Source organism: Enterobacter cloacae complex sp. CARB60 (assembly GCF_036487345.1).
GTDB classification, from domain to species: Bacteria; Pseudomonadota; Gammaproteobacteria; order Enterobacterales; family Enterobacteriaceae; genus Enterobacter; species Enterobacter asburiae_D.
The window spans coordinates 3298509-3319268 of the sequence record NZ_JAZKLC010000002.1 but is presented as its reverse complement, the minus strand read 5'-3'; the positions used below and the strand labels follow the sequence as shown (position 1 = coordinate 3319268).

At 58.3% G+C, this 20760-nt stretch carries 20 protein-coding genes and 1 riboswitch; of the genes, 10 read left to right on the top strand and 10 right to left on the bottom strand.

What is annotated here, in order from left to right; translation table 11 throughout:
• Positions 1-392 precede the first annotated feature (392 nt).
• On the top strand, positions 393-2408 hold the full coding sequence (gene uvrB, locus V4835_RS16985; RefSeq protein ID WP_331412960.1) for an excinuclease ABC subunit UvrB: 2016 nt from the start codon (positions 393-395) through the stop codon (positions 2406-2408).
• A 72-nt stretch (positions 2409-2480) separates the two neighbouring features.
• Here uvrB and yvcK read toward each other — a convergent pair whose 3' ends face one another.
• Positions 2481-3389: a uridine diphosphate-N-acetylglucosamine-binding protein YvcK gene (gene yvcK, locus V4835_RS16980; RefSeq protein WP_331412958.1), complete on the bottom strand. Its 909-nt coding sequence runs from the start codon at positions 3387-3389 to the stop codon at positions 2481-2483.
• 225 nt (positions 3390-3614) lie between these two features.
• A riboswitch (molybdenum cofactor riboswitch) is annotated at positions 3615-3748 on the top strand.
• Here yvcK and moaA point away from each other — a divergent pair.
• The 6 genes from moaA to V4835_RS16950 all read left to right on the top strand — a co-directional run bounded on the left by moaA (position 3736) and on the right by V4835_RS16950 (position 7215).
• Positions 3736-4725, top strand: coding sequence for a GTP 3',8-cyclase MoaA (gene moaA / locus V4835_RS16975; RefSeq protein WP_063143115.1), 990 nt, complete (start codon positions 3736-3738; stop codon positions 4723-4725). It overlaps the preceding riboswitch by 13 nt.
• Before the next feature lie 24 nt (positions 4726-4749).
• The gene (gene moaB, locus V4835_RS16970) at positions 4750-5262 is read left to right on the top strand and encodes a molybdenum cofactor biosynthesis protein B (protein ID WP_331412957.1); all 513 of its coding nucleotides are present in this window, start codon (positions 4750-4752) and stop codon (positions 5260-5262) included.
• A 3-nt stretch (positions 5263-5265) separates the two neighbouring features.
• A complete protein-coding gene (gene moaC, locus V4835_RS16965; protein ID WP_063143113.1) occupies positions 5266-5751 on the top strand; it encodes a cyclic pyranopterin monophosphate synthase MoaC in 486 nt (161 codons plus the stop codon).
• Positions 5744-5989 (top strand): molybdopterin synthase sulfur carrier subunit, encoded by a 246-nt coding sequence (moaD, locus tag V4835_RS16960; RefSeq protein ID WP_023292961.1) that lies wholly within the window; start codon positions 5744-5746, stop codon positions 5987-5989. Before moaC ends, moaD begins: the two co-directional genes overlap by 8 nt.
• 1 nt (position 5990) lies before the next feature.
• Entirely contained in the window at positions 5991-6443 is a 453-nt protein-coding gene (gene moaE / locus V4835_RS16955; protein WP_063143112.1) for a molybdopterin synthase catalytic subunit MoaE, read from the top strand.
• 64 nt (positions 6444-6507) lie between these two features.
• Entirely contained in the window at positions 6508-7215 is a 708-nt protein-coding gene (locus V4835_RS16950; RefSeq protein ID WP_029742164.1) for a Bax inhibitor-1/YccA family protein, read from the top strand.
• Between the two features lie 77 nt (positions 7216-7292).
• Here the strand turns inward: V4835_RS16950 and V4835_RS16945 are convergent, their stop codons facing one another.
• The 3 genes from V4835_RS16945 to V4835_RS16935 are packed head-to-tail and all read right to left on the bottom strand — an operon-like array spanning position 7293 to position 10251.
• The gene (locus V4835_RS16945) at positions 7293-8255 is read right to left on the bottom strand and encodes a lysylphosphatidylglycerol synthase domain-containing protein (RefSeq protein ID WP_063143111.1); all 963 of its coding nucleotides are present in this window, start codon (positions 8253-8255) and stop codon (positions 7293-7295) included.
• The gene (gene clsB / locus V4835_RS16940) at positions 8255-9493 is read right to left on the bottom strand and encodes a cardiolipin synthase ClsB (protein ID WP_063143110.1); all 1239 of its coding nucleotides are present in this window, start codon (positions 9491-9493) and stop codon (positions 8255-8257) included. Before clsB ends, V4835_RS16945 begins: the two co-directional genes overlap by 1 nt.
• Positions 9490-10251 carry an endonuclease/exonuclease/phosphatase family protein gene (locus V4835_RS16935; RefSeq protein WP_331412955.1) on the bottom strand — a complete coding sequence of 254 codons (762 nt, stop codon included), beginning with the start codon at positions 10249-10251 and terminating at the stop codon, positions 9490-9492. Before V4835_RS16935 ends, clsB begins: the two co-directional genes overlap by 4 nt.
• A gap of 133 nt (positions 10252-10384) precedes the next feature.
• Between V4835_RS16935 and V4835_RS16930 the strand changes: the two genes are divergently transcribed.
• Complete coding sequence (locus V4835_RS16930; protein ID WP_014883088.1) at positions 10385-10795, top strand: YbhQ family protein; 411 nt, start codon at positions 10385-10387, stop codon at positions 10793-10795.
• On the opposite strand, the gene V4835_RS16925 is transcribed toward V4835_RS16930, so the two are convergent.
• Genes V4835_RS16925 through cecR form a run of 5 tightly spaced genes read right to left on the bottom strand, consistent with a single transcriptional unit; the run spans position 10757 to position 16397 of the window.
• On the bottom strand, positions 10757-11863 hold the full coding sequence (locus V4835_RS16925) for an ABC transporter permease (RefSeq protein ID WP_039261395.1): 1107 nt from the start codon (positions 11861-11863) through the stop codon (positions 10757-10759). The genes V4835_RS16930 and V4835_RS16925 overlap by 39 nt on opposite strands.
• A 9-nt stretch (positions 11864-11872) precedes the next feature.
• A complete protein-coding gene (locus V4835_RS16920) occupies positions 11873-13006 on the bottom strand; it encodes an ABC transporter permease (RefSeq protein WP_331412953.1) in 1134 nt (377 codons plus the stop codon).
• Positions 12996-14735, bottom strand: coding sequence for an ATP-binding cassette domain-containing protein (locus V4835_RS16915; protein ID WP_331412951.1), 1740 nt, complete (start codon positions 14733-14735; stop codon positions 12996-12998). The genes V4835_RS16920 and V4835_RS16915 overlap by 11 nt, the downstream gene beginning before the upstream one ends.
• On the bottom strand, positions 14728-15723 hold the full coding sequence (gene hlyD / locus V4835_RS16910; RefSeq protein ID WP_331412950.1) for a secretion protein HlyD: 996 nt from the start codon (positions 15721-15723) through the stop codon (positions 14728-14730). Before hlyD ends, V4835_RS16915 begins: the two co-directional genes overlap by 8 nt.
• The gene (gene cecR, locus V4835_RS16905; RefSeq protein ID WP_331412948.1) at positions 15720-16397 is read right to left on the bottom strand and encodes a transcriptional regulator CecR; all 678 of its coding nucleotides are present in this window, start codon (positions 16395-16397) and stop codon (positions 15720-15722) included. The genes hlyD and cecR overlap by 4 nt, the downstream gene beginning before the upstream one ends.
• Positions 16398-16604: 207 nt before the next feature.
• Between cecR and rhlE the strand changes: the two genes are divergently transcribed.
• Positions 16605-17990, top strand: a complete 1386-nt coding sequence (gene rhlE / locus V4835_RS16900) for an ATP-dependent RNA helicase RhlE (protein WP_331412946.1) — start codon at positions 16605-16607, stop codon at positions 17988-17990.
• A gap of 97 nt (positions 17991-18087) precedes the next feature.
• Positions 18088-20265, top strand: a complete 2178-nt coding sequence (gene dinG, locus V4835_RS16895; RefSeq protein WP_331412945.1) for an ATP-dependent DNA helicase DinG — start codon at positions 18088-18090, stop codon at positions 20263-20265.
• Here dinG and V4835_RS16890 read toward each other — a convergent pair.
• On the bottom strand, positions 20252-20755 hold the full coding sequence (locus V4835_RS16890) for a fimbrial protein (RefSeq protein ID WP_331412943.1): 504 nt from the start codon (positions 20753-20755) through the stop codon (positions 20252-20254). The two genes, dinG and V4835_RS16890, sit on opposite strands and share 14 nt — an antisense overlap.
• Positions 20756-20760 lie beyond the last annotated feature (5 nt).

Here is a 20760-nt window from a genome sequence, read left to right as displayed (position 1 = left end):
TGTATTAGAGTTAGAAAACACGCGATAAGCGAGAGAAGACGCGGCTTACGTCCAAATTGACGCGAAACGCGGCTTTAGAAAATATCGTTTATTATTTAACTGCTTAGATAAAAGCAATTCCCGTCATGAAAGTGTCACCCGTTGCCACAAAACTATCATTACCTGGCTTGACAAATGTTAAAAAAGAAAAAGTTCTGGGGATAACCTGACCTGACTGGTGTTTTATATTGTCACAGTCCAAATTTTGGCCGTTATCGCACCAATCCTTAAGGCGCTATGCTAAATATCCTGACATGCTACTGGTTTTTCATCCAGTGTTTTTTACTGGCATTCCTGGCAACAACGAGTAAAATTACTCACCTGCCGCTTTTAACGTCATCAGGTTGTCGCCCATGAGTAAACCGTTCAAATTGAATTCTGCTTTCCGTCCATCTGGCGATCAGCCTGAGGCGATCCGTCGTCTGGAAGAGGGGCTGGAAGATGGGCTGGCGCACCAGACGCTGCTGGGGGTAACCGGCTCGGGTAAAACCTTCACCATCGCCAACGTGATTGCGGATCTCCAGCGCCCAACGATGGTGCTGGCACCCAATAAAACCCTGGCCGCGCAGCTTTACGGCGAGATGAAAGAGTTCTTCCCGGAAAATGCGGTGGAGTATTTCGTCTCCTACTACGATTACTACCAGCCTGAAGCCTATGTACCGAGCTCTGACACCTTCATCGAGAAGGACGCCTCGGTGAACGAACACATCGAGCAGATGCGACTGTCGGCCACTAAGGCGCTTCTGGAGCGTCGCGACGTGGTCGTCGTCGCATCGGTTTCCGCGATCTACGGTCTGGGCGATCCGGATCTTTATCTCAAGATGATGCTGCACCTGACGCAGGGGATGATCATCGACCAGCGCGCCATCGTTCGTCGTCTGGCGGAGCTGCAGTACGCCCGTAACGATCAGGCGTTCCAGCGCGGGACGTTCCGCGTACGCGGTGAGGTGATCGACATCTTCCCGGCGGAATCGGACGATATGGCGCTGCGCGTCGAGCTGTTTGACGAAGAGGTTGAACGCCTGTCGCTCTTCGACCCGCTGACCGGACACGTTGAGTCGGTGATCCAGCGTTTCACTATTTACCCGAAAACGCACTACGTGACGCCGCGCGAGCGTATCGTGCAGGCGATGGAAGAGATCAAAGTGGAGCTGGCCGAGCGCCGTAAGGTGCTGCTGGCGAATAATAAGTTGCTGGAAGAGCAGCGCCTGAGCCAGCGTACCCAGTTCGACCTTGAGATGATGAACGAGCTGGGCTACTGCTCCGGCATTGAAAACTACTCGCGCTTCCTCTCCGGGCGCGGGCCGGGCGAGCCGCCGCCGACGCTGTTTGATTACCTTCCGGCAGACGGTCTGCTGGTGATCGACGAATCCCACGTCACGATCCCGCAGATCGGCGGGATGTACCGCGGTGACCGGGCGCGTAAAGAGACGCTGGTGGAGTACGGATTCCGCCTGCCGTCAGCGCTGGATAACCGTCCGATGAAGTTTGAAGAGTTTGAGGCGCTGGCGCCGCAAACCATTTACGTCTCGGCCACGCCGGGCAACTACGAGCTGGAGAAATCCGGTGAAGACGTTGTCGATCAGGTTGTGCGTCCGACCGGGCTGCTGGACCCGATTATCGAGGTGCGTCCCGTGGCGACGCAGGTGGACGATCTGCTCTCCGAGATCCGCGCCCGTGCCGCCATTAACGAGCGCGTGCTGGTAACCACGCTCACCAAGCGTATGGCGGAAGACCTCACCGAGTATCTCGAAGAGCACGGCGAGAAGGTGCGCTATCTGCACTCGGATATTGATACCGTGGAGCGCATGGAGATTATCCGCGACCTGCGTCTGGGCGAGTTTGACGTGCTGGTGGGGATCAACCTGCTGCGAGAAGGCCTGGATATGCCGGAGGTCTCGCTGGTGGCGATTCTGGATGCGGATAAAGAGGGCTTCCTGCGTTCTGAACGCTCCCTGATTCAGACCATTGGCCGTGCGGCGCGTAACGTCAACGGGAAAGCGATTCTGTACGGTGACAAAATCACTCCGTCGATGGCGAAAGCGATTGGCGAAACGGAGCGCCGTCGCGAGAAACAGCAGCGCTACAACGAAGAGCATGGCATCACGCCGCAGGGGCTGAACAAGAAGGTGGTGGATATTCTGGCGCTGGGTCAGAACATTGCCAAAACCAAAGCGAAAGGCCGCGGCAAGGCGCGTTCAGTGGTGGAAGAAGATACCGTCGTGCTGACGCCGAAAGCGCTGCAGCAGAAAATCCACGAGCTGGAAGGGCAGATGATGCAGCACGCGCAGAACCTGGAGTTCGAAGAGGCGGCGCAGATCCGCGACCAGCTTCATCAACTGCGGGATCTTTTCATCGCGGCATCGTGAGTAAAGCGTTGTTTTCTCCCTCTCCCCGTGGGAGAGGGCCGGGGTGAGGGCATCAGGCCGCACAAAACGAACCTAACCCAGCGCCTGAATCGCCTTCTCCAGCGCCTCGCGCAGCAGATGGCGGTCGTGACGATACTTGATATCGCTGGCCTCCAGCGGCTCCTGCACCACCAGACGATCGCCAATCCCTGACACATCCACTTTTGGGCCCACGACTACGCCGTCAATGATTTTCTTGCCGACGTAATGCTCCATCAAATTGAGTTTATCTGCCAGCGACAGGCTCGCCGCCGCCGGGCTCAGTTCACGTCCCAGATTACCGATGTAAACCATCGGGGCAGGGGTGCGGCGCAGCGCCTGCGCCAGCTCTTTCACCAGCAGAATGGGCATCAGGCTGGTGTAAAAACTGCCAGGACCGATCAGGATAAGATCCGCTTCCCCGATGGCCTCCACCGCTTCTCGCGTGGCGGGTACGCTCGGATAGGTCATTAACTCCGTTGGCGGCAGGAGGAGCTGGTCAATATTCACCTCGCCGTAAACTTCATGTCCTTCGGCGTCGATTGCCATCAAGTCAACCGGTTGTTCAGACATGGGGATCAGGAATGCGTCCACTTTGAGCAGATTGCGGATTAAGTTGATGGCTTCCAGAGGCCGTACGCTCAGGTGATCAAGCGCCTTTAACATCAGATTTCCGAGGTTATGCCCGGAAAGTTCGCCATTACCGCCAAAACGGTACTCAAACATCGCCGACGCGACGCTTGACTCGGTAATTAACTGGTTCAGACAGTTGCGCATATCTCCCCAGGCAATGCCGCCTTCGGCACGACGAATGCGCCCGGTTGAGCCGCCGTTGTCGGTGGTGGTCACTATCCCTGTCAGCCTTGAGCCGAGTGACGACAAAGAGGACATAACCCGGCCTAAGCCGTGTCCTCCGCCAAGAGCGACCACTCGGTCAAGATCCGCAAAAGTGCGATTGCGCATACGTATTCCTTATCACGTTCGATCGCGTAACAGTAACCTAACTACCCCTAAAAGACGATGCCTCACCCGATGCAAAATGACGTATATCAATGTGAAAATGCGATTTTTAGGTATTCTGTAGCGAAAATACAGGATTGATTCGCTATATAGATAATTATATAGCGTAAAGCGATAATGGCGCCGTCAGAATTTCCGCGCTACTATCGCCCTAACCACGTTTTCAAAATTGAAAACATACACTCTAGCCCTTGTGCCTGTGTCGAAAGATATGGCGCTCTGGCCGTGGCGAATATGCCACCAGGGTACAGAAAGAAATGACTGTGCCTCCCGATCTGGAAAGGTGTACATGGCTTCACAACTTACTGATGCTTTCGCGCGTAAGTTTTATTACTTACGTCTGTCGATTACCGACGTGTGCAACTTCCGTTGCACCTACTGCCTGCCCGATGGCTACAAACCGGGCAGCGTCACCAATAACGGCTTTCTCTCCGTGGATGAAGTGCGCCGCGTCACGCGCGCCTTCTCTGAGCTCGGTACCGAAAAAGTGCGTCTGACCGGCGGTGAACCCTCTCTGCGCCGTGATTTCCCCGACATCATTGCCGCCGTGCGTGAAAACGAACGTATCCGCCAGATTGCGGTGACCACCAACGGCTACCGCATGGCGCGTGACGTGGCGAACTGGCGCGATGCGGGGCTGACGGCGATCAACGTCAGCGTCGATAGTCTGGACGCCCGTCAGTTCCACGCCATTACCGGCCAGGATAAATTCCAGCAGGTCATGGACGGTATCGACGCGGCATTTGCGGCAGGCTTCGAAAAAGTCAAAGTCAACACGGTACTGATGCGTGATGTAAACCATCATCAGCTGGACACCTTCCTGGCGTGGATCCAATCCCGCCCCATTCAGCTGCGTTTTATTGAGCTGATGGAAACCGGCGAGGGCAGCGAGCTGTTCCGTCGCCATCACATCTCCGGCATGGTGCTGCGCGACGCGCTGCTGAAACGCGGCTGGATCCATCAGATTCGCCAGCGCAGCGACGGCCCGGCGCAGGTCTTCTGCCACCCGGATTACGAAGGTGAGATCGGGCTTATCATGCCCTATGAGAAAGACTTCTGCGCCAGCTGCAACCGCCTGCGCGTCTCCTCCGTTGGCAAGCTCCATCTTTGTCTGTTCGGCGACGGCGGCGTGGACCTTCGCGATCTGCTGGAAGACGATGCGCAGCAGGACGCGCTTGAAGCACGCATTTCTGAAGCGCTGACGCATAAAAAACAGACCCACTTCCTGCATCAGGGCAATACCGGCATTACTCAGAACCTGTCCTACATCGGCGGGTAATCGGGCTTAAGAAGGAATCAGAAGATGAGTCAGGTAAGCGCAGAATTTATCCCGACACGCATTGCTATCCTTACCGTTTCCGACCGCCGTGGCGAAGAGGATGATACCTCCGGCCACTGGCTGCGCGAGGCGGCCCATGACGCGGGGCACAGCATCGTTGATAAAGCGATCGTGAAGGAGAACCGCTACGCCATTCGCGCTCAGGTCTCTCAGTGGATCGCCAGCGATGAGGTGCAGGTGGTGCTGATTACTGGCGGCACCGGCTTTACCGCAGGCGATCAGGCCCCCGAAGCGCTGATCCCGCTGTTTGACCGCGAGGTGGAAGGCTTCGGCGAAGTGTTCCGCATGCTCTCCTTTGAAGAGATTGGTACCTCTACGCTCCAGTCGCGCGCCGTTGCCGGGGTGGCTAACAAAACCCTGATTTTCGCCATGCCGGGTTCGACCAAAGCCTGCCGCACCGCGTGGGGAAACATCATCGCCCCGCAGCTGGATGCCCGCACCCGTCCGTGTAATTTCCATCCCCATTTAAAGAAATAAGCTATGTCACAACTGACCCACATTAACGCCGCCGGTGAAGCGCATATGGTGGATGTTTCCGCCAAAGCCGAAACGGTGCGCGAGGCGCGCGCGGAAGCGTTCGTCACTATGCAGCCGGAAACGCTGGCGATGATTATCGACGGCAGCCACCATAAGGGCGACGTCTTTGCCACCGCGCGCATCGCGGGTATTCAGGCCGCCAAGCGCACCTGGGATCTTATTCCGCTGTGCCACCCGCTGATGCTGAGCAAGGTGGAAGTGAACCTGCAGGCGCAGCCGGAGCAGAGCCGCGTGCGCATTGAGTCACTCTGCCGCTTAACCGGGAAAACCGGCGTAGAGATGGAAGCGCTGACGGCGGCTTCCGTTGCCGCGCTGACCATCTACGACATGTGCAAAGCGGTGCAGAAAGATATGGTGATTGGCCCGGTGCGCCTGCTGGCAAAAAGCGGCGGCAAATCCGGTGATTTTAAGGTGGACAGCCATGATTAAGGTGCTCTTTTTTGCCCAGGTGCGCGAGCTGGTAAATACCGACAGCCTGACGCTGGACGCGTCCTTTGACAACGTCGCTGCCCTGCGCGCGCATCTGGCGGCACAAAGCGACCGCTGGGCGCTGGCGCTGGACGAAGGCAAGCTGCTGGCCGCCGTTAACCAGACGCTGGTGGAGTTCACCCATCCGCTGAAGGAAGGCGATGAAGTGGCCTTCTTCCCGCCGGTGACAGGGGGCTAAGATGGCTGAAACCCGAATTCTGGTGAGCCCCGACCGTTTTAACGTGGGGACCGAATACAGCTGGCTGGCGGAACGCGATGAAGACGGCGCGGTCGTCACCTTCACCGGCAAAGTGCGCAACCACAACCTCGGTGACAGCGTGAAGGCGCTGACGCTGGAGCACTATCCGGGGATGACCGAGAAATCGCTGGCGGAGATTGTCGACGAGGCGCGGGGCCGCTGGCCGCTTGGCCGCGTCACGGTGATTCACCGCATCGGCGAGATGTGGCCCGGCGAGGAGATTGTCTTCGTCGGGGTGACGAGCGCACACCGCAGCAGCGCGTTTGCGGCAGGGGAGTTCATTATGGATTACCTCAAAACCAAAGCGCCGTTCTGGAAGCGCGAAGCCACGCCGGAAGGTGACCGCTGGGTGGAATCTCGCGACAGCGATAAACAAGCCGCCAGCCGTTGGTAGTCGGTTTACGTGGATGTGTTAATCTTAACGTGTGTGTCTACTTAATCTTAATCAGGAGTGAATCATGGACCGATTTCCGCGTTCCGATTCAATAGTACAGCAGACCCGTAGCGGCCTGCAGACGTATATGGCTCAGGTGTACGGCTGGATGACGGTTGGCCTGCTGCTTACCGCGTTTATCGCGTGGTATGCGGCGAACACGCCTGAACTGATGATGTTTATCTTCTCCAGCAAAATCACCTTCTTTGGGCTGATTATCGCGCAGCTGGCGCTGGTGTTTGTGCTTTCCGGTCTTGTACAGAAACTCAGTGCCGGAATGGCAACAACTCTGTTTATGCTCTATTCGGCGCTGACGGGGCTGACGCTTTCCAGTATTTTCATCGTCTACACCTACTCCTCCATCGCCAGCACCTTTGTGGTGACCGGCGGGATGTTCGGCGTGATGAGTCTGTACGGTTACACCACGAAGCGCGATCTGAGCGGTTTAGGCAGCATGCTGTTTATGGGGCTGATTGGGATTGTGCTGGCGTCGCTGGTAAACCTGTGGCTGAAGAGCGACGCGCTGATGTGGGCTGTGACCTACATCGGGGTGGTGATCTTCGTTGGGTTGACGGCGTATGACACCCAGAAGCTGAAAAACATCGGCGAGCAGATCGACGTACGCGACAGTTCAAACCTGCGCAAATACGCGATCCTGGGCGCGCTGACGCTGTATCTGGACTTTATCAACCTGTTCCTGATGCTGCTGCGTATTTTCGGCAACCGTCGCTAGGGTTGTTTTGCCGGGTGGCGGCTTCGCCTTAACCGGCCTACGAAACTAAAAACGGCAACAAGGTTGCCGTTTTGCTTTTATTTCGCCAACACCTTCTCATTCTTCGCCCGTAACTTCTTCGCCCGACTCTCCAGCGCCAGATAACAGACCGTTGCCAGCGCCAGCGGCAGGAAGTAATACAGCATGCGGTATGCCAGCAGGGCAGCGATGATGGCACCCTGAGAAACATGCTCCCCGGCCAGCAGGGCAATAAATACCGCTTCCAGCACGCCTATCCCCGCCGGAATATGCACAATTACGCCCGCAATACTGCTGACCAGCAGCACGCCCAGCACGAAGAAGTAATTTACGTCCTCGCCAATCAGCAGCCAGATAATGGCCCCCATCGCCATCCAGTTGGCGCTGGAGACGGCCATCTGCAGCACCGCAAACTTCCACGAGGGCAGCACCAGCTTTTGCCCTTTAATGGTCATATGGCGGCGTCTGGCAAAGGCGCAGGCCCACAGATAAACGGCGATAATCAGCAGCAGTACGATGCCCAGAATGCGCAGCGTGGCCTCGTCGATATACCAGTGCGCGGGCAGTTGCACCACGCCGATGGTGAAGATCACCCCGCCGAGCAGAATATAGCCCAGCCAGTTGGTGGTGATGCTTAACGAGAAGATGCGCGTGATGGTCCCGCCCGGCAGGCCGAGCCGCGAATAAAGGCGATAGCGCATGCCAATGCCGCCGACCCAAGTGCTCAGCGTCAGGTTAAAGGCGTAGCAGATAAACGACACCAGCATAACCTGACGTTTGGCCAGCTTGTGGCCGCAGTAAGCGCGGCCCAGCAGGTCATAGCAGCCGTACATCAGGTAGCTCACAATTACCAGCCCCACAGCGCCCAGCAGCACCATCCGGTTATAGTTGCGGATGGCTTTCCACACCTCTTCCCAGTCAACTTTCTGCGCGTAGACCACCAGCAGAACCGCGACCGCAATAAAAAACAGCCAGGTCAGGATCTTTTTTGCCAGCCGCCAGCGTGGATGCGATTTTGACATCAGGGTTTGCCTCCATCTTCCGCTTCAATACGGTCCTGGGTTTCCATTTCGGGTTGTACCGGCGGGTCCACCTGCGCAAGCTTAGGCGTATGCGCCGGCAGCCAGCCGACCATGGCCGGGAAATGACGCAGAAAGTGGAACACCACCACGCTGATGCCCAGGTTCCACCAGGTACGTTTAGGGACCATGGATTCGTCCACGCGCACGCTGTCGTTAACGATCAACGCCTGCAGGTTATCCCGCAGGGTCTGGTTAAACTGGCGATCGTGAATGATCAGGTTGGCTTCAAGGTTGAGCGATAAGCTCAGCGGATCGAGGTTACTGGAGCCCACGGTGGCCCAGTGATCGTCCATCAGCGCGACTTTGCCGTGCAAGGGCCTACGGCGATATTCGTAAATCTGTACGCCGCCCTTCACGAGATAGTTATACAGCAGCCGCGCGCCGACTTTGACGATGGGCATATCCGGCTCGCCCTGCACAATCAGCTTCACGCGTACGCCGCGCCGGGCCGCATTGCGCATGGCATGCAGCAGGCGATAGCCCGGGAAAAAGTAGGCGTTAGCAATAATCACTTCGCGCTTCGCGTTGGCGAGCATCTTGAGATAATGACGTTCAATGTCGTCACGGTGCTCGCCGTTGTCCCGCCAGACGAAAAGGGCCTGCGCTTCGCCGGGCTTCCGGTTCTCTTCCGGGCGATGGCGGCGTCTCCACCAGCGGCGAACAGCCTCTTTACCCGGCAGGTTCTCCAGCTCAAACAGCAAGATGTCCTGCACAACCGGGCCTTCAATGCGAATGGCGTAGTCCTGCTTCGCTTCCGGGCCGTAGTCTGACATATGCTCAGCGGAATAGTTAATGCCGCCGACAAACGCCACCGTCTCGTCCACCACCACAATTTTGCGGTGCATCCGGCGGAAAAGATTGGTACGCATGCCGAACAGGCGAGGGCCGGGATCGTAGTAGCGGAACACCACGCCCGCGGAGGTCAATTCATTCACAAACGCATCGCTGAGATCCGGCGAACCATAGCCATCAAGCAGCACTTCAATTGTGACGCCGCGCTGGGCGGCGCGCAGCAGCACGCTGTGCAACTGCTTGCCGACGTTGTCTTCGAACCAGATAAAGGTTTCGAGGATCACCTTCTGCTGAGCGTTATCAATCGCCTTAAACACGGCCGGGTAGTACTCGTCCCCGTTGACCAGCAGCGTGATCCGGTTGCCTTCCTGCCAGGAACATTTCATAGGTGGATCTCCGCGCTAAGCGGGGCATGGTCGGAAAGATGTCGCCAGTTAAGAAGCGCCAGGGCGGTGGGACTGCTGGCGTGGGCATTTTTCACGTAGATGCGGTCAAGCCGAAGCAGGGGGAAACGGACCGGGAAGGTGCGCGCAGGCCTGCCGTTGGCGCGAGTAAAAATCTCCTCCAGTCCGGCATCCACCTTCAACGGATGGTTTGCCCGCTGTCGCCAGTCGTTGAAATCGCCCGCCACGACCACCGGTTCACCTTCGGGAAGCGCGTTAGCCCATTCGGCCAGCATTTTCAGCTGCGACTGACGATGGGCTTCGCGAAGGCCCAGATGAACGCAGCCGACATGGACGGGTCGCTCGAGGTCGGGCGGGGTAATGCGGCAGTAAAGCAGGCCGCGTTTTTCGCTTTCCCCGACGGAAACGTCGCGGTTTTCGTAATGCTCAATGGGGTAACGGGACAGCACCGCGTTGCCGTGATGCCCTTCCGGGTAGACCGCGTTGCGGCCGTAGGCGTAATCACTCCACATGGTGTCGGCCAGAAATTCATAGTGCGGCGTGTCGGGCCAGTTCTCAAAGTGGAGCGGATGCACTTCGTGTGCGCCCATCACCTCCTGCAGGCAGACAATATCTGCGCTGACGGTGCGTACCGCGTCGCGCAGCTCCGGTAAAATGAAGCGGCGGTTAAATGCTGTGAAGCCCTTATGAATGTTTATCGTCAGCACCTTAAGCGAGAAATGCTGCATTTTTTGAGTCATAAGCTCTTTCCTGAGTGACTATCCCAATGAAAATAAAGTGTAGTCGGCGTCACAAAAAGATGCGGCGTTACGGAATTTTCCGTAAAGTGCGGTAGTCTGATTAAGCAGAGAAAAATCCTTCAGGAGAGAAGCCATGAAGTGGCAACAACGTGTTCGTGTCGCAACTGGCCTGAGTTGCTGGCAGATAATGTTGCATTTACTGGTCGTGGCCGTACTGGTGATGGGCTGGATGAGCGGCACGCTGGTGCGTGTTGGCCTGGGGCTATGCGTCCTTTATGGCGTCACCGTGCTGTCGATGCTGTTCTTACAGCGCCACCACGAAGCGCGCTGGCGCGAGGTGGGTGATGTGCTCGAAGAGCTCACCACCACCTGGTATTTTGGTGCAGCGATGATCGTCCTGTGGCTGCTGTCGCGCGTGCTGCAAAACAACCTGCTGCTGGCCCTCGCGGGTCTGGCAATCCTTGCAGGGCCTGCGGTCGTCTCGTTGCTGACCAAAGAGAAAAAGCTACGCAATGTTGCGTCTAAACATCGCGTACGCCACTGAGCCCGTCGTGGCCGCTATGACCAGTAGCGGCCACAAACTTCCCCAGACAATATCCAGACTCGCATCCTTCAGATAGATTTGCTTGGTGATGTCGGTAAAGTGCCGAATCGGATTTACCCACGTCAGATCCTGTAGCCACACCGGCATGTTCTCGACGGGCGAAACATAACCCGAGAGCAAAATCGCGGGCATCATAAAGACGAATACCCCGATAAACGCCTGCTGCTGCGTCGAGCAGAGCGCCGAGATCAGCAGTCCAAACCCCACCAGCGACAGCCCGTAAATCACCATGGTGAAGTAAAACAGCGCCAGCGAACCGGCGAACGGGATCTGGTAGGCCCAAATACCGACACCCAGCACGATAGTGGCCTGGAACGTCGCGACGATCAGCGCCGGCACCGCTTTGCCGACAAAAATTTGCCAGGTGGCGAGCGGGGAGACCAGCAGCTGATCCAGCGTGCCTTGTTCGCGCTCGCGGGCGACGGACAGGGAGGTCACGATCATCACCCCGATGGTGGTGATCATGGCGATCAGCGACGGCACCACGAACCACTTGTAGTCCAGATTCGGGTTGTACCAGTTACGCACCACCAGCTCGCTGTTGTTGGGCTTCGGTTTGCCGTCCATCAGCTCCTGCTGGTAATCCTTCACCACCTGCTGCAGATAGTTGGCCGCTATCTGGGCGCTGTTGGAGTTGCGTCCGTCGAGGATCAGCTGCATCGGTGCGGTCTGGAAGGTATCCAGATTACGGGAGAAATCCGCCGGGAACCGCACCAGCAGCAGCGCTTTTTGCGTGTCGATGGTGGGCTGGATTTCCTGCGGGCTTTTCAGCAGCAGGATGTGGGTAAAGGCTTTCGCACGGGCAAAGCGCTGCGTCAGCTCGACGGAATGTTTGCCGTTGTCTTCGTTGTAAATGGCGATGGTGGCGTTGGTCACCTCAAGGGTGGCGGCAAACGGGAAAAGTAAAACCTGGATCAGCACCGGCAAGACCAGAATGGCGCGGGTTTGCGGCTCGCGCAGCAGGGATTGCAGCTCTTTGCGTATTAACGTCCATAAACGGTGAAACATGCGCGCTCCTTAATCTAACCGTCGTTTGGTTTTCATCCAGGTCAACCCGATAAACATCACCGCCGACGCCATCAAAAACAGGGTGTTGATAATCAACACAACCGGAATATTCCCCGCCAGGAACAGGCTTTGCAGGGTGCTCACGAAGTAGCGCGCCGGGATGATGTAGGTCACGGCGCGGATCACCGCAGGCATACTGTCTATCTGGAAGATAAACCCGGACAGCATAATCGACGGCAGAAAAGCGGCGTTCAGCGCCACCTGCGCGGCGTTAAACTGGTTGCGGGTGATGGTGGAGATGAGCAGTCCCATGCCCAGCGTGCTGAGTAAAAACAGGCTGGTGATAAATAACAGCACGACCAGCGAGCCGCGATACGGCACGCCGAGGATAAAGACTGACACCAGCATACAAAGCAGCATCGCCAGCATGCCGAGGAAGTAGTAGGGGATGAGCTTGCACAGCAGCAGCTCGACGCGCGTGACTTCGGTAGAGAGCAGCGCCTCCATGGTGCCGCGCTCCCACTCGCGGGCGATGACCAGCGAGGTCAGTATCGCGCCGATTACCGTCATGATGATGGTCACCGCGCCCGGAATAATAAAGTGCTGGCTGATGGCGGCAGGGTTAAACCAGTAGCGCGTCTGCACGTCGATGAGCGGTTCAAACGTTTCGCCCCGGTCTTCGGCGCGCTGCATCTGCCAGAGCTGCCAGATCCCCTCCGCGTAGCCCTGCACGAAGTTGGCGGTGTTCGGCTCGCTGCCGTCGGTGATCACCTGGATCGGCGCCTCGGCGTTCGCCCGCGCCATATTGGCGGCGAAATCCACCGGAATGACGATCAGACCGCGAATTTTCCCGGCCTGCATTTTCTGGATCAACTCCTGCCGGCTGTCGCTGATGGTGGCGTCGATGTAGGGCGAGCCGGTCATGGCGTGAGTGAAGTCCAGCGCCTCTTCGCTCTGCTGCTCCAGCAAAATCCCGACCCGGAGCTTGCTGGAGTCCAGATTAATGCCGTAGCCAAAGATAAACAGCAGCAGCAGGGGGATCACCACCGCAATCAGCCAGCTGCTGGGATCACGCACGATCTGCCGCGTCTCTTTGATGCACAGCGCGCGCACCCTGCGCCAGGAAAGGGCATTACTGCGCATGGGCATTCTCCTTATCCCAGTCGTGGATGAGGGTGATAAACGCCTGCTCCATGGTCGGGTCCGGGACCTCATCGTCGGCGGCCTGGTTTTTCAGGTCGTCCGGTGTACCGTGGGCAATCAGCTTGCCGCGATACACCAGCCCGATGCGGTCGCAGTACTCCGCCTCGTCCATGAAGTGGGTGGTCACCATCACGGTCACCCCTTTTTCCACCATGCTGTTGATATGCAGCCAGAACTCGCGGCGGGTAATGGGATCCACGCCCGAGGTCGGTTCATCCAGAAACAGAATGTCCGGCTCGTGCATCAGCGAACAGGCCAGGGCCAGCCGCTGCTTAAAGCCGAGCGGCAGCGCGTCGGTGGCGTGGGAGGCAATGTTGGTTAACGCGAAGGCGTCGCTCATGCGGCGGATTTTCTCGTTCTGCGCGCGCCCGCGCAGGCCGTACACGCCGGAGAAAAAGCGCAGATTCTGCTCGACCGTCAGGTTGCCGTACAGCGAAAACTTCTGCGCCATATACCCGAGATGCTGGCGCGCCTTGCCGGAGCTGACCTTCAGATCCATGTCCAGCACCAGCGCCTTGCCGGACGTTGGCACCAGCAGGCCGCACATCATCTTAAAGGTGGTTGATTTTCCCGCGCCGTTCGGCCCGAGCAGGCCAAAAATCTCGCCGCGTTTAACCGCGAAATTGACGTTATCGGTGGCGGCGAAATCCCCGAACTTTTTGGTGAGCGATTTCGCTTCGATCACCGTTTCGCCCGGCGTGCCTTCCACCGTATGCAGAATGGCGGCAAGCGGCGACTCTGACGTACCCGCGCCGCCCAGCAGGTCGATAAACGCATCCTCAAAGCGGGGTGCGGTCTCTTCTATCTCGATCTCAGGCATCCCCTGCGCCTGGCGAATGTCGTCGGCGGTGGCCTCTTTTTTGAGAATAATGCGCACCGAGCGGCCCTGGATCATCCCGTCGCTGACCTGCGGCAGCCTGAGCACCCGCTGCAGCAGCCTGCGGTTGGACTCCTGCGGGCTGTGCAGCAGGAAGCTGCGTCCGGCCATGCTCTGCGTCAGCGTCGTCGGCTCGCCCTGATAAAGCAGCTCGCCTTCGTTCATCAGCAGCACGTCCCGGCACTGTTCCGCTTCGTCAAGGTAGGAGGTGCTCCAGAGGATCAGCATCCCGTCGCCCGCCAGCTCGTGCACCATCTGCCACAATTCACGGCGCGAAATGGGGTCAACGCCGACGCCGGGCTCATCCAGCAGCAGCACTTTCGGCTCGCCGACCAGCGTACAGGCCAGCCCCAGCTTCTGCTTCATCCCGCCGGAAAGCTTGCCCGCCAGCCTGTCGGTGAACGGTCCGAGGGAGGTAAACTCCAGCAGGCGCGCGAAGGTTTTCTGTCGCGTTTCGCCGGTGACGCTGCGCAGGTCGGCGTACAGGTTGAGGTTTTCCATCACCGTCAGGTCTTCGTACAGGCCAAACTCCTGCGGCATATAGCCGAGCATGGCGTGGAGCGCGCCGTCGTCTTTTATCGGGTCAAGGCCGAGCACGCGTGCCGATCCTTCATCCGGCTTCAGCAGTCCGGCCAGCATCCGCATCAGCGTGGTTTTGCCCGCCCCGTCCGGGCCGACCAGCCCGGTCACATAGCCTTTCTGGATGGTGCAGTTCAGCGGCGCGACGGCCGGTTTGTCCATTCCCGCGAAGCGTTTAACCAGATTGTTGAGCTGAATAACCGCGTCATTCATGTCGTTCCCCGCTGTCTACTTTTACGGTGACGGGCATGCCCTGACGCAGCGCGTCGTCCGCATCGGTCACGATGATGCGCAGGCGATACACCAGGTCGGTGCGCAGGTCCGGCGTTTCAACGGTTTTCGGCGTGAACTCGGCGGTAGGGGAGACAAAGCCCACTTTGCCGTGATACGGCTTGTCCGGGCGGCCGTCGGTATAGAGCAGCAGCTCGCGGCCCGGCTGCATCTGGCCGAGATTCGGCTCGTCAACGTAGGCGCGTACCCAGACCGGACGGGTCAGGGAAAGGGTTAAGACGGTACTGCCCGCGCTGAGCATACTGCCCGGCTCCACGGCGCGGGTCATCAGCGTGCCGTCAGACGGCGCGACTAAGGTGGTGTCGTGCAGATCCAGCTCTGCCTGCGCCAGCTGCGCCTGCGCCTGTTCAAGGCTGGCTTTCGCCTGGGCGATATCCTGCGCGCGGTTACCGGTGCGGTACTGGCTTAATTTATCCTGCGCGGACTTCAGCGTGGCCTGCGCCTGGTCGCGGGACGAGCGCGCATTTTCCAGATCGTTGGCGGAAATGGTGCGGCTTTTCCACAGCCCCTGCTGGCGCGCGTAGAAGTTCTGCGCGTAGTCATAGGCGGCTTGCGCCTGCTTAACGGCGGCGGCGGCCTGGGCGATCTCTTCGTCGCGATAGCCTGCCAGCATCAGGTCATACTGCGCCTGAGCGACGGACACGCCTGCTTTGGCCTGCATCAGCGCGTTCTCATAGGGGGCTTTATCCAGCATCCCCAGCGTCTGCCCGGTTTTAATGGCATCGCCTTCGTCCACGCTCAGCGAGGCGAGACGTCCGCCCACGCGGAAGCTCATGTTCACCGTGCGAATATCCACGTTACCGTACAGCGTCAGGCCTTTATCCTGATGGCTCTGATACCACAGCCATCCACCGACTCCAGCGGCAAGCAAAACAACAACCACCAGAATGATGGCGACAGGTTTTTTCATGACTTCAGGCTCCTTTGCGTTAAGCCTTGCAGGATCAGATCGAGATGACAGGCGATAACCTGGCTAATCTGCGCGGCTTTATCCTCATCAAATTGTGTCCAGCCGGTGCGTAACAGGATGGTTTCCCTGCCCAGACGGAAGGCAAGGATTTCACCCAGCAGGGCGTGGGTATGCAAAACTGTCTCGGTATCACCGGCATCCCGACCGGTATAGGCGGCGATCAGCCGGGTCAGGTGCGAGTGCATTGGCTCAATCACCCGATCGTGTACCCGCTGGTAGGCGACCGTCGGGGAGAGCTGCTCTCGGGAGATAAACTTGCTCAGGTTGAGCGTATCGTCGTGCGTCAGCAGGCGGATCATATCGTGGCAGGCATTGAGAATAAGCTGGCGAACGGCGGCGCGATCGGGCGACGGCTGGCCGAGCAGCGCGGTGGCTTCCTCAACGTGCGGGTGAAACTGCGTGCCGATGAAATCGGCGATCCACTCGGCGCAGGCGAGGTATAAATCCTCTTTTGAGCCAAAATAGTAGGTAATAGCCGCAATGTTCTGCCCGGCCAGCGCGGCAATATCGCGCGTGGTCGCATGCAGCCCGTACTCGCCAAACTGCGCCAGCGCGGCGGCGATAAGCTGATTTTTGGCCTGTTCACCTTTGGTTGTTGTGGGTGTCGTATTCATGGCGGCATTAAGAATTAATCAATCGATTGATTAAGATTATGCCTGATTTACGCTAACGTCGAGGGAATGCTGAGGGATATTTTATGCGCCACGTCACAAAAGCTGCTACACTCCGCTCCTTCGCGACATTGTGGTTTTTGTCCTCCCCTATTCGTTATATCTCCCTGAAAACTACACCTGTGATGGTCGGGGCGGTTCGGAGTTTTTATGTCTTTTGATTCCCTTGGCCTGAACCCAGAAATTCTGCGCGCGATCGCAGAGCAGGGCTACGTTGAGCCAACCCCAATCCAGCAGCAGGCGATCCCAGCCGTCCTGCAGGGTCGTGACCTGATGGCCAGCGCCCAGACCGGTACCGGTAAAACCGCGGGCTTTACGCTGCCGCTGTTAGAGCTGCTGGTAAAAAACCAGCAGCACGCCAAAGGCCGTCGTCCGGTTCGTGCCCTTATTCTTACCCCAACCCGTGAGCTGGCAGCCCAGATTGGTGAGAACGTGCGTGAGTACAGCCGCTATCTCAACATTCGCTCGCTGGTGGTCTTCGGCGGGGTCAGCATCAACCCGCAGATGATGAAGCTGCGCAGCGGCGTCGACGTTTTGGTTGCTACCCCAGGTCGCCTGCTGGATCTGGAGCATCAGAACGCGGTTAAGCTGGACCAGGTTGAAATTCTGGTGCTGGACGAAGCCGACCGCATGCTCGACATGGGCTTTATTCACGACATTCGCCGCGTGCTGGCGAAGCTGCCTGCGCGTCGTCAGAACCTGCTCTTCTCCGCGACCTTCTCCGACGAGATCAAGGCGCTGGCGGAAAAGCTGCTGCATAACCCGCTGGAAGTGGAAGTGGCGCGTCGCAACACCGCCTCCGAGCAGGTGACCCAGCACGTTCACTTTGTTGATAAAAAGCGCAAGCGGGAACTGCTCTCCCAGATGATCGGTCAGGGTAACTGGCAGCAGGTGCTGGTCTTTACTCGCACCAAGCACGGCGCCAACCACCTGGCGGAACAGCTGAATAAAGACGGCATCCGCAGCGCGGCGATCCACGGTAACAAGAGCCAGGGCGCGCGTACCCGTGCGCTGGCGGACTTCAAGTCCGGCGATATCCGCGTGCTGGTGGCGACCGATATCGCCGCCCGTGGCCTGGATATCGAAGAGCTGCCGCACGTGGTGAACTACGAGCTGCCAAACGTGCCGGAAGACTACGTTCACCGTATCGGCCGTACCGGCCGCGCGGCGGCAACCGGTGAAGCGCTTTCTCTGGTCTGCGTGGATGAGCACAAGCTGCTGCGCGACATCGAACGCCTGCTGAAGAAAGAGATCCCGCGCATCGAAATCCCGGGTTACGAAGTGGACCCGTCGATCAAAGCCGAGCCGATTCAGAACGGTCGTCAGGGTGGCGGTGGACGCGGTCAGGGCGGCGGCGGTCGCGGTCAGCAGCCGCGTCGTGCCGAAGGCGGCGCGCCGAAATCATCCGGTAAACCGCCGCGTCGCAACAACGACAGCAAACCGGCGGGTGAAAGCCCGTGGCGCAGCGGCGAAGGGAAACCGGCAGGAGAAGGGCAGCGTCGACGCCGCCCGCGCAAGCCTGCTAACCCGCAGTAATCTGGAAGCCCGGTCGTAAAGCCGGGCTTTTCTTTTTGCGGCAGCGAAGAGAAAGTGCCACAATAGTGGCTGTTTATACAGTATTTCAGGTTTTCCAATGGCTTTAACCGCTGCGCTCAAGGCGCAAATTGGCGCATGGTATAAGGCGCTACAACAGCAGATCCCCGACTTTATTCCCCGAGCGCCGCAGCGGCAGATGATTGCTGACGTGGCAAAAACGCTTGCCGGGGACGACGGGCGACATCTGGCGATTGAAGCCCCGACCGGCGTCGGGAAAACCTTGTCATATCTCATTCCCGGCATCGCGATTGCGCGGGAAGAGGACAAAACGCTGGTGGTCAGCACCGCCAACGTGGCGCTGCAGGATCAGATCTTCAGTAAAGATTTACCGCTGCTGCGCAAAATTATCCCTGACCTGCGGTTTACGGCAGCCTTTGGACGCGGGCGTTACGTGTGCCCGCGTAACCTGGCGGCGCTGGCCAGCAGCGAGCCGAATCAACAGGATCTGCTCGCGTTTCTGGATGATGAGCTGACGCCAAACAATAAGGCCGAGCAGGAGCAGTGTGCAAAACTCAAAGCCGAGCTCGACGGCTATAAGTGGGATGGCCTGCGGGATCACACCAGCCAGGCCATAAGCGATGACCTATGGCGCAGGCTCAGCACCGACAAAGCGAGCTGCCTGAACCGCAACTGTCACTACTACCGCGAGTGCCCGTTCTTTGTCGCCCGGCGCGAAATTCAGGAGGCGGAAGTGGTAGTCGCCAACCATGCGCTGGTAATGGCCGCGCTTGAGAGCGAAGCGGTGCTGCCGGAGCCTAAAAACCTGCTGCTGGTGCTTGATGAAGGCCATCATCTGCCGGACGTGGCGCGGGACGCGCTGGAGATGAGCGCCGAAATTACCGCCCCGTGGTTTCGCCTGCAGTTGGATCTTTTCTGCAAGCTGGTGGCGACCTGCATGGAGCAGTTCCGCCCGAAAACCACGCCGCCGCTGGCGGTGCCCGAGCGGCTGAGCGACCACTGCGAAGAGATTTATAGCCTCATTTCGTCGCTGAACAACATCCTGAATCTTTATCTTCCGGCAACCCAGGAAGCTGAACACCGCTTTGCGATGGGTGAGCTACCGGAAGAGGTGATGGAGATCTGCCAGCAGCTGGCGAAGCATCTGGAAAAGCTGCGCGGGCTGGCGGAGATGTTCCTGAACGATCTGAGCGAGAAAACCGGCTCGCATGACGTGGTGCGTCTGCACCGCATTCTTCTGCAGATGAACCGCGCGCTGGGGATGTTTGAAGCGCAGAGCAAGCTCTGGCGGCTGGCCTCGATGGCGCAGGCCTCCGGCGCGCCGGTCACCAAATGGGCCACCCGCGACGTGCGGGACGGGCAGGTGCACCTCTTTTTCCACTGCGTGGGCATCCGCGTGGCCGATCAGCTGGAAAAGCTGATCTGGCGCAGCGTGCCGCACGTGGTGGTCACGTCTGCCACGCTGCGCTCCCTGAACAGTTTCTCAAGGCTGCAGGAGATGAGCGGGCTAAAAGAGAAAGCGGGCGACCGTTTCGTGGCGCTGGACTCGCCGTTTAACCACTGCGAGCAGGGCAAGCTGGTCATTCCGCGCATGAAATTCGAGCCGCTTATCGACAGCGAAGAGCAGCACATTGCGGAGATGGCGGCCTACTTCCGCGAACAGGTCGAGAGTAAAAAGCACCCCGGCATGCTGGTGCTGTTTGCCAGCGGGCGCGCGATGCAGCGCTTCCTGGAGCACGTCACCGATCTGCGTTTACTCCTGCTGGTGCAGGGCGATCAGCCGCGCTACCGGCTGGTGGAAACCCATCGTAAACGCATTGATAACGGTGAGCGTAGCGTGCTGGTGGGGTTACAGTCGTTTGCTGAAGGTCTGGATTTGAAAGGGGACTACCTGACGCAGGTGCATATCCATAAAATCGCCTTTCCGCCTATCGACAGTCCGGTGGTGATCACCGAAGGGGAGTGGCTGAAAAGCCTCAACCGCTATCCGTTTGAGGTGCAGAGTTTACCCGCGGCGTCGTTTAACCTGATTCAACAGGTCGGGCGTCTGATTCGTAGCCACGGCTGCTGGGGAGAGGTGGTGATTTATGACAAACGTCTGCTCACCAAAAATTACGGCCAGCGGCTCCTGAACGCGCTGCCGATCTTCCCGATCGAACAGCCGGAGGTGCCGGAGGTAAAAAAACGCCCGGCAAAACTGACCGCCGGGCGTAAGAAAAGCATCCGTGCTAAGGGGCGCGGTCCTACTGGTAAGTGAAGGTCACCTGAATCACGCTGCTGAATGTGCCAGCGGTGACGGGCATGGAGGTGGCGTAATAGCGTGCTGAGAGCGGAAACGTCGCCGTGTGGTCACTCGGATTAATGGCGACGTTAAAGGCAGCCTGCGGGGAGAGAAGTATTTTGTCCTGACGGTCAGCCAGCTCCAGCGCAAGCCCTTTCGCGCTGCCAGTATTGGCGAATTTTGTCGGGTGCACGCTATCTGCCTGGCCGTAGAAAAAGGCGGTAGCAAGCGCAAGCGTGGCCGGACAATGCGACACAGACAGGAAAAAGTCTTTCCATTCGCCGGTATCCCCCACATCTTTAAAACTACCGGAAACAGCCTGGCCTAAGTTCACCGTCAGGTTGCGGCTGGCGCTGTCTATGACGCACGTGTTGGCGTAAATATTCCCCGTCATCTGGATCTGAATGTCATCCGCATGGGCCTGGGAAAACAAGCCCAGGAGCAGGATCGCAATGGTCTTTTTCATGGTGT

Bases quoted from the DNA above. Each gene is read 5' to 3' on its own strand.
- uvrB (WP_331412960.1), top strand. From the start codon at position 393: ATGAGTAAACCGTTCAAATTGAATTCTGCTTTCCGTCCATCTGGCGAT.
- yvcK (WP_331412958.1), bottom strand. From the start codon at position 3,389: ATGCGCAATCGCACTTTTGCGGATCTTGACCGAGTGGTCGCTCTTGGC.
- moaA (WP_063143115.1), top strand. From the start codon at position 3,736: ATGGCTTCACAACTTACTGATGCTTTCGCGCGTAAGTTTTATTACTTA.
- moaB (WP_331412957.1), top strand. From the start codon at position 4,750: ATGAGTCAGGTAAGCGCAGAATTTATCCCGACACGCATTGCTATCCTT.
- moaC (WP_063143113.1), top strand. From the start codon at position 5,266: ATGTCACAACTGACCCACATTAACGCCGCCGGTGAAGCGCATATGGTG.
- moaD (WP_023292961.1), top strand. From the start codon at position 5,744: ATGATTAAGGTGCTCTTTTTTGCCCAGGTGCGCGAGCTGGTAAATACC.
- moaE (WP_063143112.1), top strand. From the start codon at position 5,991: ATGGCTGAAACCCGAATTCTGGTGAGCCCCGACCGTTTTAACGTGGGG.
- V4835_RS16950 (WP_029742164.1), top strand. From the start codon at position 6,508: ATGGACCGATTTCCGCGTTCCGATTCAATAGTACAGCAGACCCGTAGC.
- V4835_RS16945 (WP_063143111.1), bottom strand. From the start codon at position 8,255: ATGTCAAAATCGCATCCACGCTGGCGGCTGGCAAAAAAGATCCTGACC.
- clsB (WP_063143110.1), bottom strand. From the start codon at position 9,493: ATGAAATGTTCCTGGCAGGAAGGCAACCGGATCACGCTGCTGGTCAAC.
- V4835_RS16935 (WP_331412955.1), bottom strand. From the start codon at position 10,251: ATGACTCAAAAAATGCAGCATTTCTCGCTTAAGGTGCTGACGATAAAC.
- V4835_RS16930 (WP_014883088.1), top strand. From the start codon at position 10,385: ATGAAGTGGCAACAACGTGTTCGTGTCGCAACTGGCCTGAGTTGCTGG.
- V4835_RS16925 (WP_039261395.1), bottom strand. From the start codon at position 11,863: ATGTTTCACCGTTTATGGACGTTAATACGCAAAGAGCTGCAATCCCTG.
- V4835_RS16920 (WP_331412953.1), bottom strand. From the start codon at position 13,006: ATGCGCAGTAATGCCCTTTCCTGGCGCAGGGTGCGCGCGCTGTGCATC.
- V4835_RS16915 (WP_331412951.1), bottom strand. From the start codon at position 14,735: ATGAATGACGCGGTTATTCAGCTCAACAATCTGGTTAAACGCTTCGCG.
- hlyD (WP_331412950.1), bottom strand. From the start codon at position 15,723: ATGAAAAAACCTGTCGCCATCATTCTGGTGGTTGTTGTTTTGCTTGCC.
- cecR (WP_331412948.1), bottom strand. From the start codon at position 16,397: ATGAATACGACACCCACAACAACCAAAGGTGAACAGGCCAAAAATCAG.
- rhlE (WP_331412946.1), top strand. From the start codon at position 16,605: ATGTCTTTTGATTCCCTTGGCCTGAACCCAGAAATTCTGCGCGCGATC.
- dinG (WP_331412945.1), top strand. From the start codon at position 18,088: ATGGCTTTAACCGCTGCGCTCAAGGCGCAAATTGGCGCATGGTATAAG.
- V4835_RS16890 (WP_331412943.1), bottom strand. From the start codon at position 20,755: ATGAAAAAGACCATTGCGATCCTGCTCCTGGGCTTGTTTTCCCAGGCC.